Consider the following 19842-nt stretch of genomic DNA (forward strand, 5'->3'; position numbering starts at 1 on the left):
CCGGGGCACCCGGGGGTCAGGGGGCTGCTCGGCCGGCGAGGGCGTTGCGGAGATCGGTGAGACGGGAGATCTCCGCGTCGAGGGACGCGAGCCGCCTCCCCACGATGCCCCCGGACGGCGCCGCCGGAGCGCAGCGCGGGCGGGCCCCCTCCGCCAGCAGGTGCAACCGGTCGGCGCACTCGCGCAGGTCCTCCACGGTCAGGCCGAGGCCCAGCAGCTCCCGGATGACCCGAACCCTGGCCACCTCAGCGGCAGCGTATTCGCGCTGCCCGGACGCGGTGCGGGCCGGCGGCGGCAGGAGTCCGCGCTGCTCGTAGAAGCGCAGCGCCCTCGGTGTCGTGCCGGCCGCAGCCGCCGCCTCGCCGATCCGCATCGTGCCACCCCGTTCCGCTACGGCTCCACGACCACAGTGCCGAAGTGCTTGCCGCCGAGCAAGTCCTCGAAGGCCTGCGGTGCGTTGTCGAGGCCCGCGACCGCGGTGTACGGCAGGCGGATCGCCCCGGACCGCAGCCATTCGCCGAGGCGGGCGGTCCATTCGCCGTCCACCTCGGGGTGGTCCGCGCCGGTGTAGCCGCGCAGCGAGATACCGCGCAGGATCAGCTGGAAGGCGTCGATCTCCACCGGCGCGCCGCCGCCGCGCGTCTGCGAGAGCTGGCCGGACAGCGTACCGACCAGGGCGAAACGGGCGCCCTGCCGGGCGGCGCCGAGGGCGGCGACCAGTTGCTCGCCCGCGACGTTGTCCAGCACTACGTCGATGCCGTCGGGCGCCGCCTCGGCGAGCTGCTCGGCGAAGGGGCGGTCCGCGCCGCGCAGGACGACCGCGTCGTAACCCAGTTCGGAGACCAGCCGCTCGGCCTTCGCCGGTGAGCCGGTGCTGCCGATGACCCGCCCGGCGCCGAGCAGCCGGGCGATCTGCCCGGCCAGTGAGCCCACCGCGCCCGCCGCCCCGGTGACCAGGACGGTGTCGCCCGCGCGGATGTTGGCGTACCGGGTCAGCGCGCCGTAGGCGGCCGAGCCCGGGGCGAGGTGCGCGACCGGGTCGGGCAGCGTGCCGTCCAGCGGGGTGCACCCGGCGGCGGGGACGACCGCGTAGTCCCGCCAGCCGAGCCAGTGCTGGACCAGGTCGCCCGGGCGCAGCGCGCTGCCGTCGGGCGCGGCCACCACCTCGCCGATGGCCGGGCCGAAGAGCGTGTCGCCCGCCTTGAGCGCGGGCAGCGGCAGCCCCTCGGCGCCGCCGATCAGGCTGCACAGCGCGGCGAAGACCAGGAAGTGGCGGTTCCTGACGACGACCTGGTCCGGCGCGGGCGCGGGCAGCGGTGTCTCGACGACGGCGAAGTGCTCCCGGGCGGGCAGCCCAGCGGGCAGCGCGGTGAGCCGGACTTCGCGGGCGGTGCCGGGCAGGTCGGCGGGGGACGGAGCTGTGGCCATGTGCGGACTCCTGGGCCTGGGATCGGTGCGGCGGCGGCACGCTCGCGTGTCCGCCGCCGCTACGGCCCGGTGAAGCTAACCCCTGACCCGCACGTCAGGGTCAAGCCGCCGTCTGCGGGCCTGTCACATGGGGATGCGGGTATTGCGCCTCGCGGTGCTGGAAGGCGAGCACTTTCGGATTCTGTACGGTGCCGCCGCGGATTTCGATCGCCCGCCGTACGGTCTCGTCGCCGTCCCAGCCGGCCGGGCCTTCGAGTACCGGCCGCAGATACGGGATCAGCGCCTCGCTGTTCTCCCAGGTGGCGGAATTCCACAGATAGGAGGGGCTGTGGTCGACGCCGTAGTAGTGCACATTGTCGCCGACGGTGAACATCGGGTCGGTGAAAGTCGTCGGCCTGGCCCATTCGAAGCCCATGCCCTCGTCGCACGAGACATCGATGATCAACGTGCCGGGCGTGAGTACCGGGAGGTCGTCGTTTATCAGGAACATCAGCGGCGCGTCGGTGTCCTGGAGCACGCAGTTGACGATGATGTCGTGATCGGCGAGGAATCCGGACAGCGGTACGGGCCCGTCCTCGGTGAGGGCGACGCTGCGCCGCGGGTCGAGGGTGTCGTCGGCCTCGTCGTGGTCGAAGTGGACGATGCGGGCCGAGTGGATCGGCGAACTCACCGCGGTCACCCCGCGGGCGGTCAGTACGTCCACATCGTGCACGCCCAGCGCGCTGAGCGCGGTCACCGCGCCGCGGGCGGTCGCGCCGAAGCCGATCACGGCCGCGCGCAGCCGCCGCCCGTAGTCGCCGGTGGAACCGGTCAGCTGCATTGCGTGCAGCACCGACGAATAACCCGCGAGTTCGTTGTTCTTGTGGAAGACGTGCAGGTTGAAGGTGCCGCCCCGGCCCCAGTGGTTCATCGCCTCGAAGGCGATCAGGGTCAGCCGGCGGTCGATCGCGGCCTGCGTGACCTTCTCGTCCTGCACGCAGTGCGGCCAGCCCCACAGCACCTGTCCCTCGCGCAGTTCCGCGAGGTCCTCGTGCAGCGGTTTGGCGAGCAGGATGACATCGCATTCCGCGATGAGATCGGCGCGGGAGCGGAAACCGCCGACCAGTGGTTCCAGCAGGCTGTCCTGGACGCCGAAATGTTCCCCATAACCGGTCTGGAGGAAGATGTTCCGGCGCAGATCCTCGTCGATACGGTCGAAATGCGCGGGGTGGACCGGCAGACGGTGCTCGTTCTCCTTGCGCGTCTGCGACATGATTCCGAGCTTGAGCTGCTTGAGCTGCTGCAAAATGCCCCTTTGGTTACTCCTTGTTTAGCACACCGCAGAGGCCGTGGCAGGTCGGCGCAACGAGGCCAGGGCGGCGCGGACCCGGTCCACCGCGGCGAGCGGGGTGGAGGCGTGCGGGGAGAGCCGGACGGAGTCGGGGCGGACCGTGGGGGTCACCCCGTGGGCGTGCAGCGCCTCGGCGACGGCCGCGGCGGCGGTGCCCGGCAGCCGGAAGGAGACGATGCCGGCCCTGCTCTCCGGCGCGGTCGCGGACAGGATCTCGCCGCCGCCCTCGCGTACGGCGTCGATGAGGTGGTCCACCAGGACCCGGATCCCGGCCTCGATCGCGGCCACGCCGGTCTCCTCCACGATGGCCAGGGCCGCGGCGAAGGCCGCCGCGTTGACCGGGCTGAGGTTGGTGATGCTCAGCCGCCCCGCGCCGGCGGCCGGCGGGTGCTCCCGGTCGTCGAAGAGGGCGACCTCGTCCACACCGGTCCAGCCGGTCAGGGTGGGCGCGAGGCGTTCCAGCGCCCGGTCGGACAGGGCGGCGAAGCCGGTCGACCAGCTGGCCCGCAGCCATTTCTGGCCGCCGGTGACGACGACGTCGGCGGCCTGCCAGGGCAGGTCGGCGATGCCGAAGCCCTGGATGGCGTCGACCACGAGCAGCCGGTCAGGGCCGATGACGTCGCGTACGGCGGCCAGGTCGGCGCGGTAGCCGGTGCGGAAGTCGACGGCGCTGAGCGAGACGGCCACGACGTCGTCGGTGAGCGCCGCCCGTACGGTGTCGGCCGTGGTCCAGCCGTGCGCGTCGCCCGGCAGCCAGCGCGGCACGGCCAGGCCCGCGGCGGCGGCCCGGCGCCAGGGGTAGTGGTTGGCGGGGAAGTCCGCGACCGGTACGAGGACGGTGCCGGACGGGATGCCGAAGGCGGCCTGGAAGAGGCCGGTGGAGGCGTTGGGCAGCAGCACGGTGTGCTCGGCGTCGGTGCCCGCCAGCCGGCCCGCGGACTGCCGGGCGCGCAGATCGGCGCGCATCAGGTCGTTGACGGTGGTGTGGTCGGCGCGCGCCGAGCGGCCCAGCGCGTCGGCGGTGGCCGCCAGCACGTCGTGCGACGGAGGGCCGTAGCGGGCGAAGTCCAGATAGCCTTCCGGCGCCTCGAACCGCTCGGCGTAGGCGGGCAGCCCGCCGGTGTCGCCGCCCGCCGTGCCCGCCGTGCCTGCCGTATCCGCCGTGTGCCGCGCTGTCATGCCGGTGCCGCTCCTGCCCGCGGGAAAGGGAATCGGCGCCACCGGGGGACACCGGGAGCCCGCCGTACGTTCCAAGTCTGGCAACGAGGGCAACAATACGCAGGTGGACATGCGGGTGAAGCAGGTGAGCACGGACGCGGGGCCTACGGGCGGGCCGGCGGCCGGGGTGGTGGACCCCGACGCCGAGCGGCGCCGCGGGGTGCGCCGGATGAAGCTGATCGCGACCGGCTTCCTGGCTGTCGCCACGGTGGTCTACGCGCTGGCCAAGTGGGCGGACTCGCGGGGCGACGGCGCGTGGGCGGCCTACGTGGCGGCTGCCGCGGAGGCGGGCATGGTCGGCGCGATGGCGGACTGGTTCGCGGTGACCGCGCTCTTCCGCCGCCCGCTGGGCCTGCCCATCCCGCACACCGCGATCATCCCGACCAAGAAGGACGCGCTGGGCGCCAGCCTCGGCGACTTCGTGGGGGAGAACTTCCTGTCCGCCGAGGTGGTACGCACCCGGCTGCGCGCGGTCGGCATCGGCTCGCGGCTGGGCGGCTGGGTGGCCGAGCCCGCCAACGCCGACCGGGTGACCGAGCAGGCCGCCGCCGCGCTGCGCGGACTGCTGACCGTGCTGCGCGACTCCGATGTGCAGGCCGTCGTCAGCGAGGCGATCACCCGGCGGGCCGCGTCCCAGGAGGTCGCCCCCGGGCTCGGCAAGCTGCTGGAGCGGATCGTCGCCGACGGCGGGCACCGCCGGCTGGTGGACCTGGTGTGCGTACGCGCCCACGACTGGCTGGTCGAGCACGGCAGCTCGGTGATGGACGCCGTCCAGGGCGGCGCGCCCGGCTGGACCCCGCGGTTCGTGGACCGCAAGGTCGGCGAGCGGGTCTACAAGGAGCTGCTGCGCTTCGTCACCGAGATGCGGGACTCGCCCGAGCACCCGGCGCGCGACGCCGTCGACCGCTTCCTCGGCGACTTCGCCGCCGAGTTGCAGTCCGACCCCGACACCCGGCAGCGCGTCGAACGCCTCAAGAACGACCTGCTGGCCCGCCCCGAGGTGCAGGAGCTGATCGCCTCGGTGTGGGGTTCGGTACGGGCGATGATGGTGGCCGCCGCCGAGGACGAGCGCAGCGAACTGCGGCTGCGCACCCGGTCGTCGCTGCTCGCCCTGGGCGGGCGGATGGCCACCGACACCCGCCTCCAGGCGAAGGTCGACAGCTGGCTGGAGGACGCGGCCACGTATCTGGTCACCACCTACCGCGACCAGATCACCTCGCTGATCAGCGAGACGGTGGCCGGCTGGGACGCCGAGCAGACCTCGCGGAAGATCGAGGCGCACGTCGGCCGTGACCTGCAGTTCATCCGGATCAACGGCACGGTCGTCGGCGCGCTGGTCGGCCTGCTGATCTTCACGCTGTCGCGGATCGCGGGCGGCTGACCGGGGCGCCGCTCCGACCTCTGGGGCGCGCATCCGTTGCCCGGGGGCTTCGGAAATGCCGCGTCCACGTGGTGAACAGGGCTTGCGCGCGGCGGGGCGGCGATTGGAGGATCGGACAGACATCCGATGACATCCGTGGTCCGTCCGCCGCGGATCACTGACGTACGGAGTACCACCGTGAAACTGCTGCGAGTCGGCCCCGCCGGGGCGGAGCGCCCCGCCCTGCTCGACCAGGACGGCGTCGTACGGGACCTGAGCGGGCTCGTCGCCGACATCGACGGGGCACTCCTCGCCGACGAGGGCGCCATGGCGCGGATCGCCGCCGCCGACACCGGCTCCCTGCCGGCGCTCGACGCCGGGCTGCGGGTCGGGCCGCCGCTCACCCGGATCGGCAAGATCGTCTGCATCGGGCTCAACTACCACGACCACGCGGCCGAGACCGGCGCGGAGGCGCCCGGCGAGCCGGTCGTGTTCATGAAGGCCCCCGACACGGTGGTCGGCCCCACCGACACGGTGCTGGTGCCGCGCGGCAGCCGGAAGACCGACTGGGAGGTCGAACTCGCCGTCGTCATCGGCCGCGAGCTGCGGTACGCGGCCACGCACGAGGAGGCGCTCGCGGCGGTCGCGGGTTACGCCGTCGCGCACGACGTCTCCGAGCGGGAGTACCAGATCGAGCGCGGCGGGCAGTGGGACAAGGGCAAGAACTGCGAGACCTTCAACCCGCTCGGGCCGTGGCTCGTCACCGCGGACGAGGTCCCCGACCCGCAGGCGCTGAGCCTGCGGCTGTGGGTCAACGGTGAGTTGCGGCAGGACGGGTCCAGCCGCGACCAGATCTTCCCGGTCGCTGAGGTGGTCCGCTACCTCAGCCACTTCATGACGCTGTATCCCGGGGACGTGATCAACACGGGGACCCCTGCCGGGGTGGCTCTCGGGCAGCCCGAGCCCAAGCCGTATCTCTCCCCCGGGGATGTGGTCGAGCTGGCCATCGACGGGCTGGGCCGCCAGCGCCAGGTCTTCGCGTCGGCGTAGGGGTTGCCGCTTGCGGTGGCGTGCTTGCCGGCCGCGCCGTCCGGGGTGGGCGCGCGGTTCCCCCCGCCCCAGGGGTGGTGCGGTCCGTTTCCACACGACGGTTCGTCGTGGCTTGTCGCGCGGTTCCCCGCGCCCCCCGGGGGTTGCCGCTTGCGGTGGCGTTGCTTCTTTCCCGCCGTGGTGGCTTGTCACGCGGTTCCCCGCGCCCTTGAGAAGCTCGCCTGTCCTCTGCGGCAGGGGGCGGGGCACCGCAGGGGCGCGGGGCTCTCCGTCAGGAGAGGAACCGGGTCAGCGCCGTCACGACCAGGGCGTGGTCCTCGGTCTGGGGGAGGCCGGAGACGGCCACGACTCCGACCACGCCGACCCCCGCGACGCGGAGCGGAAACGCCCCGCCGTGCGCGGCGTAGAGCGCGGGGTCGAGGAAGGACGCCTCCTCGAACGTCGTGCCCTTGGCACGGAACCGCTCGCCGACCGCGAGCGACGATGTGCCGTACCGCAGTACGACCCGCCCCTTCCGCTCCAGCCACGCGTCATTGTCAGGGGACGTGCCCTCCAGGGCGCAGTGGAAGAGCTGCTGCCCACCCCGGCGGATGTCCACCGTGACCGCGGCACTCCGCTCGCGGGCGAGGTCGACCAGCAGGCACCCCAGCCGCCAGGCATCGTCATTGGTGAAGCGGGGCAGGACCAGCGCCGCTTCCTGTTCGGCCAGCTCGGCCGCCAGGCCGGTGCTCACAGAGCCACCGCCTGACCGGTACGCGCGGACTCCCCGGCGGCCTCGATGACCTCGATCGCGGCCGCCGCCTCAAGCGCGGTGACCGGCGGGGGCGTCCCCTCGCGCAGGGCGGTCCCGACGGCCGCGTAGAAGGCGGGGTAGTCCCCGGGCAGCGAGGGGACCGGCCGTACGTTCTCGTCCGTGCCCGCCGTACCCCACGCGGACTCCGGCTCCGCGCCCCACGCGGCACCCTCGCCGGGCCGCAGGCCTTCGCGGAGGGCGGCCTCCTGCGGGTCGAGGCCGTAGGTGACGTAGCCGCCGGTGCTGCCGAGTACCCGGAAGCGCGGCCCGAGCCGGGCCGTGGTGGCGCTCATCCACAGATGCGAGCGGACCCCGCTGACGTGCGTGAGCGCGATGAAGTCGTCGTCGTCCGCGGCGGCGCCCGGCCTGCGGACGTCGGACTCGGCGTAGACCAGCCGCGCCGGGCCGAAGAGCGTCAGGGCCTGGTCGACCAGGTGGCTGCCGAGGTCGTAGCGCAGCCCGCCGATCTCGGCCGGGTCGCCGGACTCGCGCCAGCCGCCCTTGGGCTGCGGGCGCCACCGCTCGAAACGGGACTCGAAGCGGTGGACCTCGCCCAGTTCGCGGCGCTCCAGCAGGGCGCGCAGGGTGCGGAAGTCGCTGTCCCAGCGGCGGTTCTGGAAGACGCTGAGCAGCAGGTCCCGCTGTTCGGCGAGCGCGGCCAGCTCGCGTGCCTCGGCGGCGGTGGCGGCCAGCGGCTTGTCGACGACGACCGGCAGCCCGGCCTGGAGCGCGGCGGTCGCCAGCGGCACGTGCGTGCGGTTGGGGGAGGCGAGGACGACCAGGTCGAGTTCGCCGGCCCGCGCCCACAGCTCGTCGGCGGTGTCGGCGAAGGCCACTCCCGGGTGCTCGGAGAGCGCCTGGGCGCGGCGGTCGCTGTTGCCGGTGACGATGGTGTCCAGGGCGAGGCCCGGGGTCGCGGCGATCAGCGGGGCGTGGAAGAAGGAGCCGGCCGGGCCGTAGCCGACCAGGGCGACGCGAAGGGGGGCGGTGCCGGGAACGCTCATGGCCCTACTTTGGCAACAGTGTTGCCAAAGTGCAAGCACGCGGGACAATGGCGAAGTGACCCCGTCCAAGCCCTCCGGCCCGATCCCCGGTCCCACTCCGGAGCCGACGCCCGCCCCCCGTCCCGGCGCCGCGCCGGAGCGGGCATTCGGCGCTCCCGGCCCTGCGCCTGGGACCTCCCGCCCGCACGCCGGCGCCGCACCGGGTCCAAGCCTGCCCTCCGGCCCAGCACCCGGGCCGCCGCCCGGCCCGCGCCCGAGCCCCGCGTCCGGACCGGCGCCCGCCCCCGCACAGGGTCCCGGGCAGGGATTGGGGGCCAACCTGCCCGCCCTCCGGAGTCACAATGCCGCGCTCGTCCTCGGGCTGCTGCGGGGCGCCGCCATGGCGCCCGGGAGCGGGGGGATCAGCCGGCTCGAACTGGCCGAGCGGACCGGGCTCACCCCGCAGGCGGTCAGCAAGATCACCGCGCGGCTGCGGGCGGACGGACTGGCCGAGGACGCCGGGCGGCGGGCCTCGACCGGGGGGAAGCCGCTCACCGAGCTGCGGCTCGCGGCCGGGGCGAGGTGCGCGGTCGGGGCGCACCTCGACGGCGAGACGCTGACCGCCGTCGTGGCCGACCTCGCCGGGCGTACGGTCGCCGAGCACACCGCGCCGCTCGACCTCGCGCTGCCCGTGCCCGCGGGCCTGGCCGCGATGGTCCGCGAGCTGCGTACGGCGGTGGGCCTGGCCCCGGCCCCGGTGCTCGGCGTGGGCGTCGGCATCCGCGGCCCGCTGGACCACCGCACCGGCACCCTGCACGAGGTCACCGGCTTCCCGCACTGGTCGGGCTGCCCGCTGCGTACGGAACTGGCCCGCGGGCTCGGCCTGCCGGTGGCGGTCGACAAGAACACCAACACGGCGGCCCTGTCCGTCCTGGCCGAACCGCAACCCGCCCCGGGCGCCGGGTCGTTCGGGTACCTGCACCTCGGTACGGGCCTGGGCGCCGCGCTCGTGCTCGACGGCGGGCTGCACCGCGGCGGGCGGGCCGGGGCGGGCGAGTTCGGCCACCAGGTGGTGCAGCTCGACGGGCCGCCCTGCAAGTGCGGCAAGCGCGGCTGCCTGGAGGCGCTGTGCCTGGCCGCGGTCGCCCGCGCGGACACCGAGGGCGCGGCCCGGCTGCTCGGCGTGGGCGCCGCGAATCTGGTGGCGCTGCTCGACGTGGAGCGGATCGTGCTCGGCGGCCGTACGGTCCTGGCCGACCCCGCCGTCTTCCGCGCCGGGGTCCGCGCCGCCGTCGGCCCGGTGCCGGTCGGCTTCGCCGCGGCCGGCCCGCGCGCGGTCGCCGAGGGCGCCGCCCTGCTGGCGCTGTCCCCGCTCTTCGCCCGCGCGGCCCTGCGCTGACGCCCGGCCCCGCGGTTCCAGTGGTTCCGGCGGCGGCACTGTCCCCGCTCTTCGCCCGCGCGGCCCTGGGCTGACGCCCGCCGCCCGCGGTTCCTGTGGTTCCGGCGGCTGCGCTGGCTCCGCCTCGCCGGCAGGCGCCCTGCGCTGACACCCGGCCGGCGGTCCCCGCGGCTCCGGTGGCCCCGCGCCGGCACCCCCCGCGACCAGCACGCGAGACGCCCGGCGCGGCCCGCACGCGCCCCGGTTACGCTGGGGCACCGGGTGCCGCGCGACCCGGCCGCGGTGCGATCCGTACCGCGTACGGCGTACGGCGACGGGCACAAGCGACACGTACGACGACAGGCGCAAGCGACAAGCACAGCGACAGGAGACCGACCGGTGTCGACCCGCAGGCCCATCGACTCGTGGCTGACCGACATGGACGGGGTGCTGATCCACGAGGGCACGCCGATCCCCGGCGCCGACGCCTTCATCAAGGGCCTCAAGCAGTCGGGCAAGCCCTTCCTGGTGCTCACCAACAACTCCATCTACACCCCGCGCGACCTGCACGCCCGGCTGTCCCGGATGGGCCTGGACGTGCCCGTCGCGAACATCTGGACGTCGGCGCTGGCCACCGCGAAGTTCCTGGACGACCAGCGGCCCGGCGGCACCGCCTACGTCATCGGCGAGGCGGGCCTGACCACCGCCCTGCACGACGTCGGCTACATCCTCACCGACCAGGACCCCGACTACGTCGTCCTCGGCGAGACCCGTACGTACAGCTTCGAGGCGCTCACCAAGGCCATCCGGCTGATCCGCGGCGGCGCCCGCTTCATCGCCACCAACCCGGACGAGACCGGCCCCTCGCCCGAGGGCGTACTGCCCGCGACCGGCTCGGTCGCCGCGCTGATCACCAAGGCCACCGGGCAGGAGCCGTACTTCGTCGGCAAGCCCAACCCGCTGATGATGCGGGCCGGGCTGAACGCGATCGGCGCGCACTCCGAGACCAGCGCGATGATCGGCGACCGGATGGACACCGATGTGCTGGCCGGGCTGGAGTCCGGCATGACCACCTTTCTGGTGCTCACCGGCCTGACCGCCGTGCCCGACATCGAGCGCTACCCCTTCAAGCCGTCCCGGGTCGTCGAGTCCATCGCGGATCTGGTCACCGAGATCTGATCACTGTCGGTGGTACGGATGTCACCCTGATGGGTCACCGCGCGTGCACGCGGGGCGGGCCGACGGAATCTTCGTAGGTACCGGGCGCGAGTCCCCGCCCCCGGCCGAGCGGAGGTCCTCATGTTTGGTCTGAAACTGCCCGTCGTCGCCGCGGCAGGTGCCCTCGGCGTCCTCGCTGTCGGCGGGGTGACGGGACTGCCGAGTCGGGCGCTCGCCGACGAGGGAGGCGGAGGACCGGTCGCCTCCTCGTCCTCGTCGGGTGAGTCCGGCGCGGCCGGCGAGTCCGGCGAGTCCGGCGATTTTGGCGCGTCCGACGCGTCCGACGCGTCCGGCGGGTCTGGCGCGTCCGACGCCCCCGACGCGTCCGGTGAGTCGGGCCCGTCCGGCGCGTCCGCCTCCGGCATGGACATCTCGCCCGCCACGGTCGCCCCCGGCGGGACCGTCGCCCTGCACCTCAAGGCCTCCTGCACGTCCGGCGCGAAGGCCAAGGCCAGCGCCGAGGTCTTCGTCGACGCGGTCACCCTGGCGCCGTCCGGTGACGGCTCCGGCGGATGGGACGGCACGGCCTTCATCAAGTCCGACGCGCGGGACGGCTCCTACGCCGTCTCCGTCCAGTGCAACGGCTCCACCAGCTCCGCGTCCGCGACCGTCACCGTGACGGCGGGCGGCGGCCCGCGCGGCCCGGTCGCCCCCGTCCCGGCGGGCGGCGGCGGTACCGCCCAGCTCGCCGCGGGACCCGCGGCGGCCGGCACCAGCACCGGCCCGCTGCTCGCCACCGGGGGTGTCGCGGTGGCCGGTCTGGCCGGCCTGGCGATCCGCCGCCGCAACACCGCACGCGGCTGACCGGCACGGCGGTGGGGGCGGACGAGACCGGCGCCGGCGCACCGGGCGGCACCGACCCCCGCAGAACGTGGGCGGCCGTCGTGCTCGGCCTGATCCTGCTGGCGGCCTGGCTGTTCGGCCAGGGCGGCCAGGGCGCCCTCGGCGGCCTCGGCGGTCCCGGAGGATTCGGCGGCCCCGGCAGCCATGGCCCGCTCACCACACCCCCCGGCGTCCGCGGCCTCTCCGCCGCCGCCGTGGACCGGCCCGCGCGGGTGTACGCCCCCCACGCGCCGCTGCACGACGCCGTGCCGCTGCGGATCGACATCCCGTCCGTCGGCATCCACGCGAAGCTGGTCGGCCGCGGGCTCAAGGACGGCGCGGTGGACCCGCCGCCCTACTCCACCCCCGATGTCGCCGGCTGGTACCGCGACGGCCCGCCGCCCGGCGCGGCCGGAGCCGCGATCGTCGTCGGCCACGTCGACACCGAGACGCGGGCCGCGGTCTTCTACGGCCTCAGTACGATTCGGCGCGGGGCACGGGTGGACGTCGCCAGGGACGACGGGACGGTGGCGGAATTCTCCGTCGAGGCGGTGGAGGTCGTGCAGAAGGCCCACTTCGACGCGAAGCGCGTCTACGGGTCCGGGAGCAGGCCGGAGCTCCGCCTCATCACCTGCGGCGGGGATTTCGACAAGGCCGCGCAGACGTATTCGGCCAATGTCGTCGTCGTCGCCGCGCTGACGGGTTCCCGCCCGGCGTGACCTTCCGCCGCCTTGGGGTGGCGGTCAGAATCCGACCGGCGTGCCGGGCGTGAGGTCGTACGCCTTCTGGAGGGCGTCCGGGCGGCGCCCGTCGTTGAGCTGCCGGTCCCACAGGGCGTCGATCTGTTCGCGGGTCCGCGGCTCCATTTCGGCGGGGAGCAGACTCCGGTAGCGGCGGTCCTCGCGGAGGAGCACCCCGACGGTCTGCCGGTAGACCGGTTCGGGGTCGTACTGCTCGTGGGGGAAGGCGAGTTCGGCGTAGTCGAAGAGGCGGCCGGCGGGATCGTCGCGCCATTCCTTCCACGTCTCGAACATGGTGTCGTTGAAGCCGGTGAGGAAGGGGCCGGGGTTGATCGTCGCCACCGTGACGCCGAATTCGGCGAGTTCCTGGTCGAGAGCGTCGGCGAACGCCTCCACCGCGTGCTTGGACCCGGCGTAGGCGCCGGTGAACGGGTCGACCGTGAGGCCGGCGACCGAGGACATGAACACGATGTGCCCACTGCGGCGGGCCGCCATCCGGCGGGCGATGCCCTGCGTGAGCAGGACGGGACCGAAGACGTTCACCTCGAACTGGCGGCGCAGCCGCTCCTCGGGGATGTCGGCGGTGGCGCCGCCCTCGGAGACCCCGGCGTTGTTGAGCAGGACCTCGACGTCCCAGGTCCAGGCGTTCTCGCGGTCGCCGGGGTCGGTGACGTCCAGCTTCTCGACGCGCAGTTCGACCCCCCGCTCCCGCGCCTCGGCGCGGACCGCGCTGACCTGGGCGATGATCTCCACGCCCGCGATCACCTCGTGTCCTGCCGCCGCGAGCCGCAGCGCGACCTCCTTGCCGAAGCCGCTGCCCGCACCAGTGATGAGGATCGGTCCAGCCATGTCGTCACGCCTTTCCCGCGCGTCGGCGCGGTCCGCTTTCCGGGTCGTGCGTACGCGCGCCACGCTAGGTGGCCGGGTGCCGGAGCGCCTTCGGGGGCGGCCACTTGGCGGAGCCGGAAGACCTGGTCGGGCGCGGAGGCGGCGCTGTCCGAGCCGTCCGGCACGGTGCGGCGGGTGATCTACCCGGTGGTCGGCGGGGAGGTGGAGCGGGAGGAGACGACGCCTCACCGGGTCACCGTGGCGAGCCGGACCAAGCACCCTGGTGCGGGGTCCGCAGTCCGTCGATCAGCAGGGCGACCATGCGGTGGTTGTACTCGGGGCCTTCACCGGGTACGGGCATGCACAGGTTGGCGACGGCATACAGCAGGTCCCGGGCGCTGACGTCGGCGCGCACGGTTCCGTCGGCTGCGGCTGCGGTGAGCAGTGCCTTGAGGACAGGGCCGACCTTGTCCATGAAGTAGCCGGACAGCGCCTCGTAGGCCGGATCGCCCGAGTGGAGGGCCGGGACCAGTCCTCGTTTGGTTCCCAGGAGCTCGGTGTACCGGCGCAGCCACTGGGAGAGCGCCTCTGCGGGCTCGTGGGTGGTGCTGAGCTGCGCTCCTGCTGCTGCCAGGGCGTCGATCCCGCTTTCCACCACAGCCTTGACCAGGTCCGATCGCAGGGGGAAGTGCCGGTAGAGCGTTCCGACGCCGAGCCCGGCGAGGTCGGTGATCTCCTTCGCGGGCGCGTCGACGCCGGTCGTGTCGAAGACCGTCTTCGCGGCCTCGATCAGGGCGTCCACGTTGCGCTGGGCGTCCGCGCGCCTGCGGCGGGGCGACCCTGCCGGCTCAGTCATGTTCCCTCCGGTTGCATAACCGGAAAAACTTTCCGTATAGTTCCGGAAAGGGTTTCCGTTTAGTCGGAGCGTAGAGCATCCCGCGGACGCGCCCTTCACACACCTCCAGGAGGGACCCCATGGAGTACCGCACCCTGGGCCGCACCGGCATCAAGGTCAGCCCCTACGCGCTGGGCACCTTGATGTACGCCACCCGCATGGGCAACGAGCCCGCGGAGTCGGCCCGCATCATCCACAAGGCGCTGGACGCCGGCATCAACTTCCTCGACACCGCCGACACCTACGGCGACTCGGAGGAAGTCGTCGGCCAGGCCCTCAAGGGGCGCCGCGACGACGTCGTGCTGGCCACCAAGTTCGGCCTTCCGATGGGCGAGGACCCCAACCACCGGGGCACCTCCCGGCGCTGGATCATGACCGAGGTCGAGAACTCGCTGCGGCGGCTGCAGACGGACTACATCGACGTCTACCAGATCCAGCGCCTCGACCCCGCGACCGACATCGAGGAGACCCTCTCCGCGCTCACGGACCTGATCCACAGCGGAAAGGTACGCGCGATCGGCTCCTCCACCACCCCGGCCTCCGACATCGTCGAGGCCCAGTGGGTCGCAGAGCGCCGGAACCTGGAGCGCTTCCACACCGAGCAGCCGCCCTACTCCCTGCTCAACCGCGGCATCGAGCGCGAGGTCCTGCCCGTCGCCCAGCGCTACAACATCGGCGTCATGGCCTGGGGGCCGCTCGCCCAGGGCATGCTCACCGGCCGCGTGCGCAAGAACCAGGAGAACAACCTGAGCCGCGCGGGCTTCTTCAAGCACCTCAACGACGAGCGCCGCATCGACGTCGTCGAACAGTTCATCCCCCTCGCCGAGGAAGCGGGCATGCCCGTGACCCACCTCGCCATGGCTTTCACCATCGCCCACCCCGCCGTCACCAGCGCCCTCGCCGGAGCGCGCACCATGGCGCACCTGGACGACCTCCTCGCCGGCCTCGATGTCCGCCTCGGCGACGACCTCCTGGACCGGATCGACGGGATCGTCCCGCCCGGCACCGACGTAGGCGCCCTCGACCAGGACTACCTGCCGCCCGCCATCCAGAACGCGAACCTGCGCCGCCGCCCTGTCGGCGAACGCGCGGCCGCCTGGCCACCCGCACCGCCCGCAGCTTGACGCGCTCGCCGAGCACGGCATCAGCAGGGACAAGATCTTCAGCGAGAAGATCGGCACCCGGATCACGGTCCGCCCGCGGTTCGCGGAGGCGCTGAGGACCGCCCGGGAGCATCGGGTTGATTCGCGGGTGCTCTCCCGCTCCGTCTCCGCCATCGCGGCGAAGAAGCCGAACGGCAGCGTGCCGGGGCCGGTGGGGTCGTAGCTGTACGGCAACAGGGCGGAGGTGGTGCGCCGGAGCGGAACTAGTCAGAACCTCACTACTAGTTGCGTAGTATTCAGTTAGTTCGCGCTCACAGTGCGTAGGTGAGTGGCTATCGTTGGTGGCCGGAACCAGCTACGGAAATCGCCGTAGCCTCCTGCACCACGAAGGGCGGTCCACGCTGATGACGTCGGACAATTCCCAGCCGCCGATCGGCTGGCGGTACTGCGGCAGTCAGTGCAAGTTGTGGCGCGAACGCGCCGGGGTGACGCGCGACGCGCTCGCCAAGGAGTCGAACTACGAGTACGAGACCGTCAAGTCCATGGAGCTGGGCCGCCGCAGGCCCAGCCTGAGACTGCTTGAGGTCGCCGACGCCCTGTGCGGCGCGCAGGGCCTGCTGCTGGCGGCGGTGCCGTTCCTCAAGCCCGAACCGTTCGAGTCCTTCTCCCGGGACTTCATCCGCTACGAGGCCGAGGCCGTCGTGGTCAGTTCGTACGAGGGGCAGCAGTTTCCCGGGCTTCTTCAGACGGAGGAGACCATCCGTGCCCTGCTCACCGCCCACTGGCCGTCGCTGGAGGACGAGGTCATCGAGGAGCGCACCCGTGGACGTCTGGAGCGCCAGGGGCTGCTGGACGCGGTGACCAAGTCCTTCAACTTCGTCATCGGCGAGGCCGCGTTCCGCAACGAGGTGACCGACGGGGACGCGCTTCGGCGGCAGTTGCTGCACCTCGTGGAGACTGGGCAGCGGCGCAATGTCACCGTGCAGGTGCTGCGTTTCTGCCGCCGTCCGCACCCGGGCCTGGACGGCTCGTTCGTGCTGCTCCAGACACCGGAGCACGAGTACCTGTCCTACGAGGAGGGTCAGACGACAGGTGTGCTCAAAGCGGACGCCGAGACAGTGGGTAGCGTCACCCGACGCTATGCGATGATCCTTCAGGCGGCCCTCGGTCCCGAGGAGTCCGCGGATTTCATCGGCAACCTGGCGGAGGAGCTATGAACACCGAGCTGGCGTGGTTCAAGTCCAGTTACAGCAGTTCCGGGGGCGGCAACTGCGTCGAGGTGGCCGCGTCCTCCGGGATGGTCCACGTGCGGGACTCCAAGGACAAGTCGGGCCCGCAGTTGGCGGTTGAACCCGGTGCGTGGGCGAGTTTCGTGTCGTTCGCCGCGGAGCAGCCGCTCCCGGCCTGATCACCCCGGGGGCACGCCCCCACCCGGGTGACTTCGCGGTGGCCCCCCGCCCTCCCTCGGGCCGGGGGCCGGCCGCGCGATTCCCTTGCCGCGGCTTCCCGCGCGGGGGTGCCGCTCGCGGGCGACGCTGTGCCCTTCCCCGAGTGGGGGTCAGGTGCCTCGTGCGGTGGCCTTCGCGCTTGCGGCGCGTTCCGGCCGTCCGCACCCGGGCCTGGACGGCTCGTTCGTACTGCTCCAGCCGCCGGAGCACGAGTGTCCGTCGCGGTCGGACGACAAGTCGGCTCAAAGCGGACGGCAGTGCCATGCGGTGCTATGCGATGATTCCTCAGGCGGCCCTCGGCCCCGGGGAGTCCGCGGAGTTCATCGGCGACTTGGTGGAGGAGCTATGAACACGGATCTGGTGTGGTTCAAGTCCAGTTACAGCAGTTCCGGGGGCGGCGAATGCGTCGAGGTGGCCGCGTCCTCCGGGATGGTCCATGTGCGGGACTCCAAGGACACGTCGGGCCCGCAGCTCGCGGTTGAACCCGGTGCGTGGGCAAGTTTCGTATCGTTCGCCGCGGAGCAGCCGCTCCCGGCCTGACCAGCCCAGGGCATGCCCCCGCCCGGGTGATGTCGCCTAGGCCGCTTCGTTTGGATCATCCGCTCGTTCTTCCGGTCATAGGTCCGGTGGTGGCGCGCGATCCGCGAATGCGGGTTTGACATGACCCGCGTCCGCTGCGCCACCCTCATGGTCGGACCGATCCCAGCCGGTAGCAGAGATGGAGAACGCTGTCGCGCTAGGAAGCTCGTGCGTCGTGGCTCTCGCGATTGGCGAGGACCTGTTCCATATGGGTCTGGGCCCACTGCCGGAGTCCGCGTGTCAGGTGGTGGAGTGAGAGGCCGAGGTCGGTCAGCTCGTAGGTGACGGTGACAGGGACCGTGGGTGTCACGGTGCGGATGAGCAAGCCGTCGCGTTCAAGAGCCCGTAGGCTCTGGGTCAACATCTTCTGGCTGACGCCAGCCAGTAGCCGGGCCAGCTCGGAGTAGCGCATCGCCTTCGGGGCGTGCGATGCGCCGGACTGTTCGGGTGTGTCACCGCCCAGTGCACACAGGATCAGGACGACCCACTTGTCTGAGATCCGGTCGAGGAGCTGACGGCTGGGGCACACCGCCAGGAACGCGTTGTACTCCGCTTTGGCCTGCGCTTTCTTGTCGGCCTTCGTCGCCACTGATGTCGCCTCTCACCTTCTGGGGTGTTACGCACTTCGGAGTGCCTACTTCCCGGCAGGAAGTTCCTCTCCAACACTGGTGCAAGGGGGCTGGAGACACCACCCCTTGCATGAAGTGAAAGGCACCACGATGAACACGCCCTCCGCACCTCTTCCCGGCGGAACCTGGACGCTGGGTGACTCGTCCGTCACCCGGTTCGGCTACGGCGCGATGCAGCTCGCCGGCCCGTGGGTCATGGGGCCGCCCGCCGATCACGACGGCGCTCTGGCCGTGCTGCGCGAGGCGGTCAGCCTCGGGATCACCCACATCGACACCAGCGACGCCTACGGACCGCGCTTCACGAATGAGCTGATTCGTGAAGCGCTGCACCCCTACCCGGAGCCGCTGCTCATCGCCACCAAGGTGGGTGCGAACCGCGACGCACAGGGCGGCTGGCCCACGGCCCGGCGCCCCGAAGACCTGCGCAAGCAGGTCCATGAAAACCTCGAATCCCTCGGCGTCGATACCCTCGACCTGGTCAACATGCGCATGGGCGACGCTCAGGGCCCGCAGACCGGCTCGATCGCCGAAGCATTCGAGACGCTCGTCGACCTCCAGCAAGAGGGACTGATCCGCCACCTCGGCGTCAGCAATGTCACCGGAGAGCAGGTCGCCGAGGCGCGCAGCATCGCCCCGATCGTGTGCGTGCAGAACATGTACAACCTCGCCCACCGCCACGACGACGACCTCGTAGATCATCTCGCCGCCGATGGCATCGCCTACGTGCCGTTCTTTCCCCTGGGAGGCTTCACGCCGCTACAGTCCGAGGCCCTCTCACAGGTCGCGAACCGACTGGGGGCGACGCCCATGTCGGTCGCGCTGGCCTGGCTGATCCAGCGCTCGCCGAACATCCTGCTCATCCCCGGTACTTCGTCCACCGCCCACCTGCGCGAGAACATCGCAGGCGCCGGTCTCTCCCTCTCGGACGAGGATGTGGCCGAACTGGACAGCATCGGCCACTGAACAACACACAGGTCACCAACCAAGACCGCGCTATCGGGCGGACCAGAGGAAGATGCCCGCGATGTGGAGGCCGGCCAGGTAGATGATGGCGGTCTTCTCGTAGCGGGTGGCGATGCCGCGCCACTGCTTCAAGCACCCACCCCGGGGCGCCCCGCCGGGGGACGGGTACGGGACTGCCGCAAGTGGCGCTCACCCCGACAAGCCTCCCGCCGGGGGACGGGTACGGGACCGCCGTAAGTAGCGCTCACCTCGGACAAGCCCCCCGCCGGGGGACAGATGCGGGACTGCCGCAAGTGGCGCTCATCCCGACAAGCCCCCCGCAGGGGCGGTCAGGCGGGCGGGGGCAGGGAGACCGTCCCGTCGAGGATGCCGACCGCCAGGTCGGAGACGCGGAGCCGGTGCGCCCGCGCATACGCGCGCAACAGCGCGAAAGCGTCGTCCACGCTCACATGCCACCTCTCCGCCAGAACCCCCTTCACCTGCTCCACCGGAATCCTCGTGTCCAGCGCGGACTGGAGCTGAGCCGCCCGCCGCTCATGACGGCGGCGGGCCCGCCGCTGGAGCACCCCGATGGCCGCGGCGTCGGCCAGCGCGCGGGCGACCGCCGCGGACTGCGGCGGCAGCGGCCCCGCGGCCGTACGGAAGAGGACCACCGCCCCGACGACCTCCTTGCCGTGCCGCACCGGCACCGCGAAGACGGCCGCGTAGCCGCTGGCCAGCGCCCGCCGGGCGAAGTCCGGCGCGAGCGTGTCCGGCGGGCGGTCCAGGTCGGCCACGGCGACAGCCGTACCGCTGTGGTAGCAGTCGGGTCCTGGACCGGCCGCGCTGAGCAGCCGCGCGGGCTCGCAGGACGCGCCGACCACCCGGATGTCCCCGCCCTCCTCGGCGAGCAGCAGCCCGGCCGCGGCGACGCCCGCGAGGCGTACCGTCCGCCCGGCCAGCCGCCGCAGCGGCGCGTCGGGCTCGCCCTCGTCGCCAAGGGTGTCGGTCAGCTCGACCAGGGTGTCGGCCAGCAGCCTGCCCCGCCGTGTTGACCCGTCCGGCAGATCACCGCGCAGATCACCGCGCACGCCGTTC

Annotated in this window: 21 protein-coding genes; 11 read left to right on the top strand and 10 right to left on the bottom strand. The window is 72.5% G+C overall.

Going from position 1 to position 19842, the window contains the following annotated elements; translation table 11 throughout:
* Window positions 1–16: 16 nt before the first annotated feature.
* The 4 genes from OHA86_RS25085 to OHA86_RS25100 all read right to left on the bottom strand — a co-directional run bounded on the left by OHA86_RS25085 (window position 17) and on the right by OHA86_RS25100 (window position 3937).
* A complete protein-coding gene (locus OHA86_RS25085; RefSeq protein WP_329178692.1) occupies window positions 17–373 on the bottom strand; it encodes a MerR family transcriptional regulator in 357 nt (118 codons plus the stop codon).
* Between the two features lie 17 nt (window positions 374–390).
* The gene (locus OHA86_RS25090; protein WP_329178694.1) at window positions 391–1428 is read right to left on the bottom strand and encodes an MDR family NADP-dependent oxidoreductase; all 1038 of its coding nucleotides are present in this window, start codon (window positions 1426–1428) and stop codon (window positions 391–393) included.
* A 100-nt stretch (window positions 1429–1528) separates the two neighbouring features.
* Window positions 1529–2680 carry a N(5)-(carboxyethyl)ornithine synthase gene (locus OHA86_RS25095; protein ID WP_329178696.1) on the bottom strand — a complete coding sequence of 384 codons (1152 nt, stop codon included), beginning with the start codon at window positions 2678–2680 and terminating at the stop codon, window positions 1529–1531.
* Between the two features lie 57 nt (window positions 2681–2737).
* Window positions 2738–3937: an aminotransferase class V-fold PLP-dependent enzyme gene (locus OHA86_RS25100; RefSeq protein WP_329178698.1), complete on the bottom strand. Its 1200-nt coding sequence runs from the start codon at window positions 3935–3937 to the stop codon at window positions 2738–2740.
* A 109-nt stretch (window positions 3938–4046) separates the two neighbouring features.
* On the opposite strand from OHA86_RS25100, the gene OHA86_RS25105 reads away from it, so the two are divergent.
* Both OHA86_RS25105 and OHA86_RS25110 read left to right on the top strand, forming a co-directional pair.
* Window positions 4047–5357 carry a DUF445 domain-containing protein gene (locus tag OHA86_RS25105; RefSeq protein ID WP_329178700.1) on the top strand — a complete coding sequence of 437 codons (1311 nt, stop codon included), beginning with the start codon at window positions 4047–4049 and terminating at the stop codon, window positions 5355–5357.
* Between the two features lie 177 nt (window positions 5358–5534).
* Complete coding sequence (locus OHA86_RS25110; protein WP_329178701.1) at window positions 5535–6386, top strand: fumarylacetoacetate hydrolase family protein; 852 nt, start codon at window positions 5535–5537, stop codon at window positions 6384–6386.
* 271 nt (window positions 6387–6657) lie between these two features.
* On the opposite strand, the gene OHA86_RS25115 is transcribed toward OHA86_RS25110, so the two are convergent.
* Window positions 6658–7119: a heme-degrading domain-containing protein gene (locus OHA86_RS25115; protein ID WP_329178702.1), complete on the bottom strand. Its 462-nt coding sequence runs from the start codon at window positions 7117–7119 to the stop codon at window positions 6658–6660.
* Window positions 7116–8183: a Gfo/Idh/MocA family oxidoreductase gene (locus OHA86_RS25120; protein ID WP_329178703.1), complete on the bottom strand. Its 1068-nt coding sequence runs from the start codon at window positions 8181–8183 to the stop codon at window positions 7116–7118. The genes OHA86_RS25115 and OHA86_RS25120 overlap by 4 nt, the downstream gene beginning before the upstream one ends.
* Window positions 8184–8490: 307 nt before the next feature.
* Here OHA86_RS25120 and OHA86_RS25125 point away from each other — a divergent pair, with 307 nt between their 5' ends.
* The 4 genes from OHA86_RS25125 (at window position 8491) to OHA86_RS25140 (ending at window position 12299) form a co-directional block, all read left to right on the top strand.
* Window positions 8491–9561: an ROK family transcriptional regulator gene (locus OHA86_RS25125; protein ID WP_329178704.1), complete on the top strand. Its 1071-nt coding sequence runs from the start codon at window positions 8491–8493 to the stop codon at window positions 9559–9561.
* 378 nt (window positions 9562–9939) lie between these two features.
* Window positions 9940–10719 (top strand): HAD-IIA family hydrolase, encoded by a 780-nt coding sequence (locus OHA86_RS25130; RefSeq protein ID WP_329178705.1) that lies wholly within the window; start codon window positions 9940–9942, stop codon window positions 10717–10719.
* A 120-nt stretch (window positions 10720–10839) separates the two neighbouring features.
* Window positions 10840–11562 (top strand): hypothetical protein, encoded by a 723-nt coding sequence (locus OHA86_RS25135; protein WP_329178707.1) that lies wholly within the window; start codon window positions 10840–10842, stop codon window positions 11560–11562.
* A gap of 11 nt (window positions 11563–11573) precedes the next feature.
* Window positions 11574–12299, top strand: coding sequence for a class F sortase (locus tag OHA86_RS25140; protein WP_329178709.1), 726 nt, complete (start codon window positions 11574–11576; stop codon window positions 12297–12299).
* A gap of 24 nt (window positions 12300–12323) precedes the next feature.
* Here the strand turns inward: OHA86_RS25140 and OHA86_RS25145 are convergent, their stop codons facing one another.
* Both OHA86_RS25145 and OHA86_RS25150 read right to left on the bottom strand, forming a co-directional pair.
* Window positions 12324–13169 (bottom strand): SDR family oxidoreductase, encoded by an 846-nt coding sequence (locus OHA86_RS25145; RefSeq protein WP_329178711.1) that lies wholly within the window; start codon window positions 13167–13169, stop codon window positions 12324–12326.
* Between the two features lie 232 nt (window positions 13170–13401).
* Window positions 13402–14004 carry a TetR/AcrR family transcriptional regulator gene (locus OHA86_RS25150; protein WP_329178712.1) on the bottom strand — a complete coding sequence of 201 codons (603 nt, stop codon included), beginning with the start codon at window positions 14002–14004 and terminating at the stop codon, window positions 13402–13404.
* Window positions 14005–14123: 119 nt separating this feature from the next.
* On the opposite strand from OHA86_RS25150, the gene OHA86_RS25155 reads away from it, so the two are divergent.
* The 4 genes from OHA86_RS25155 (at window position 14124) to OHA86_RS25170 (ending at window position 17134) form a co-directional block, all read left to right on the top strand.
* Complete coding sequence (locus OHA86_RS25155) at window positions 14124–15167, top strand: aldo/keto reductase (RefSeq protein WP_329178714.1); 1044 nt, start codon at window positions 14124–14126, stop codon at window positions 15165–15167.
* 383 nt (window positions 15168–15550) lie between these two features.
* Complete coding sequence (locus OHA86_RS25160) at window positions 15551–16363, top strand: helix-turn-helix transcriptional regulator (protein WP_329178716.1); 813 nt, start codon at window positions 15551–15553, stop codon at window positions 16361–16363.
* Window positions 16360–16554, top strand: coding sequence for a DUF397 domain-containing protein (locus tag OHA86_RS25165; RefSeq protein WP_329178718.1), 195 nt, complete (start codon window positions 16360–16362; stop codon window positions 16552–16554). Before OHA86_RS25160 ends, OHA86_RS25165 begins: the two co-directional genes overlap by 4 nt.
* 385 nt (window positions 16555–16939) lie before the next feature.
* Window positions 16940–17134 (top strand): DUF397 domain-containing protein, encoded by a 195-nt coding sequence (locus tag OHA86_RS25170; RefSeq protein ID WP_329178720.1) that lies wholly within the window; start codon window positions 16940–16942, stop codon window positions 17132–17134.
* Between the two features lie 196 nt (window positions 17135–17330).
* Here OHA86_RS25170 and OHA86_RS25175 read toward each other — a convergent pair whose 3' ends face one another.
* On the bottom strand, window positions 17331–17762 hold the full coding sequence (locus OHA86_RS25175) for a winged helix-turn-helix transcriptional regulator (RefSeq protein WP_329178722.1): 432 nt from the start codon (window positions 17760–17762) through the stop codon (window positions 17331–17333).
* A gap of 130 nt (window positions 17763–17892) precedes the next feature.
* On the opposite strand from OHA86_RS25175, the gene OHA86_RS25180 reads away from it, so the two are divergent.
* Window positions 17893–18765 carry an aldo/keto reductase family oxidoreductase gene (locus OHA86_RS25180; protein ID WP_329178724.1) on the top strand — a complete coding sequence of 291 codons (873 nt, stop codon included), beginning with the start codon at window positions 17893–17895 and terminating at the stop codon, window positions 18763–18765.
* Window positions 18766–19094: 329 nt separating this feature from the next.
* Here the strand turns inward: OHA86_RS25180 and OHA86_RS25185 are convergent, their stop codons facing one another.
* Complete coding sequence (locus tag OHA86_RS25185) at window positions 19095–19835, bottom strand: GAF and ANTAR domain-containing protein (protein WP_329178726.1); 741 nt, start codon at window positions 19833–19835, stop codon at window positions 19095–19097.
* Window positions 19836–19842 lie beyond the last annotated feature (7 nt).

It is taken from the genome of Streptomyces sp. NBC_01477 (genome assembly GCF_036227245.1).
GTDB lineage: Bacteria > Actinomycetota > Actinomycetes > Streptomycetales > Streptomycetaceae > Actinacidiphila.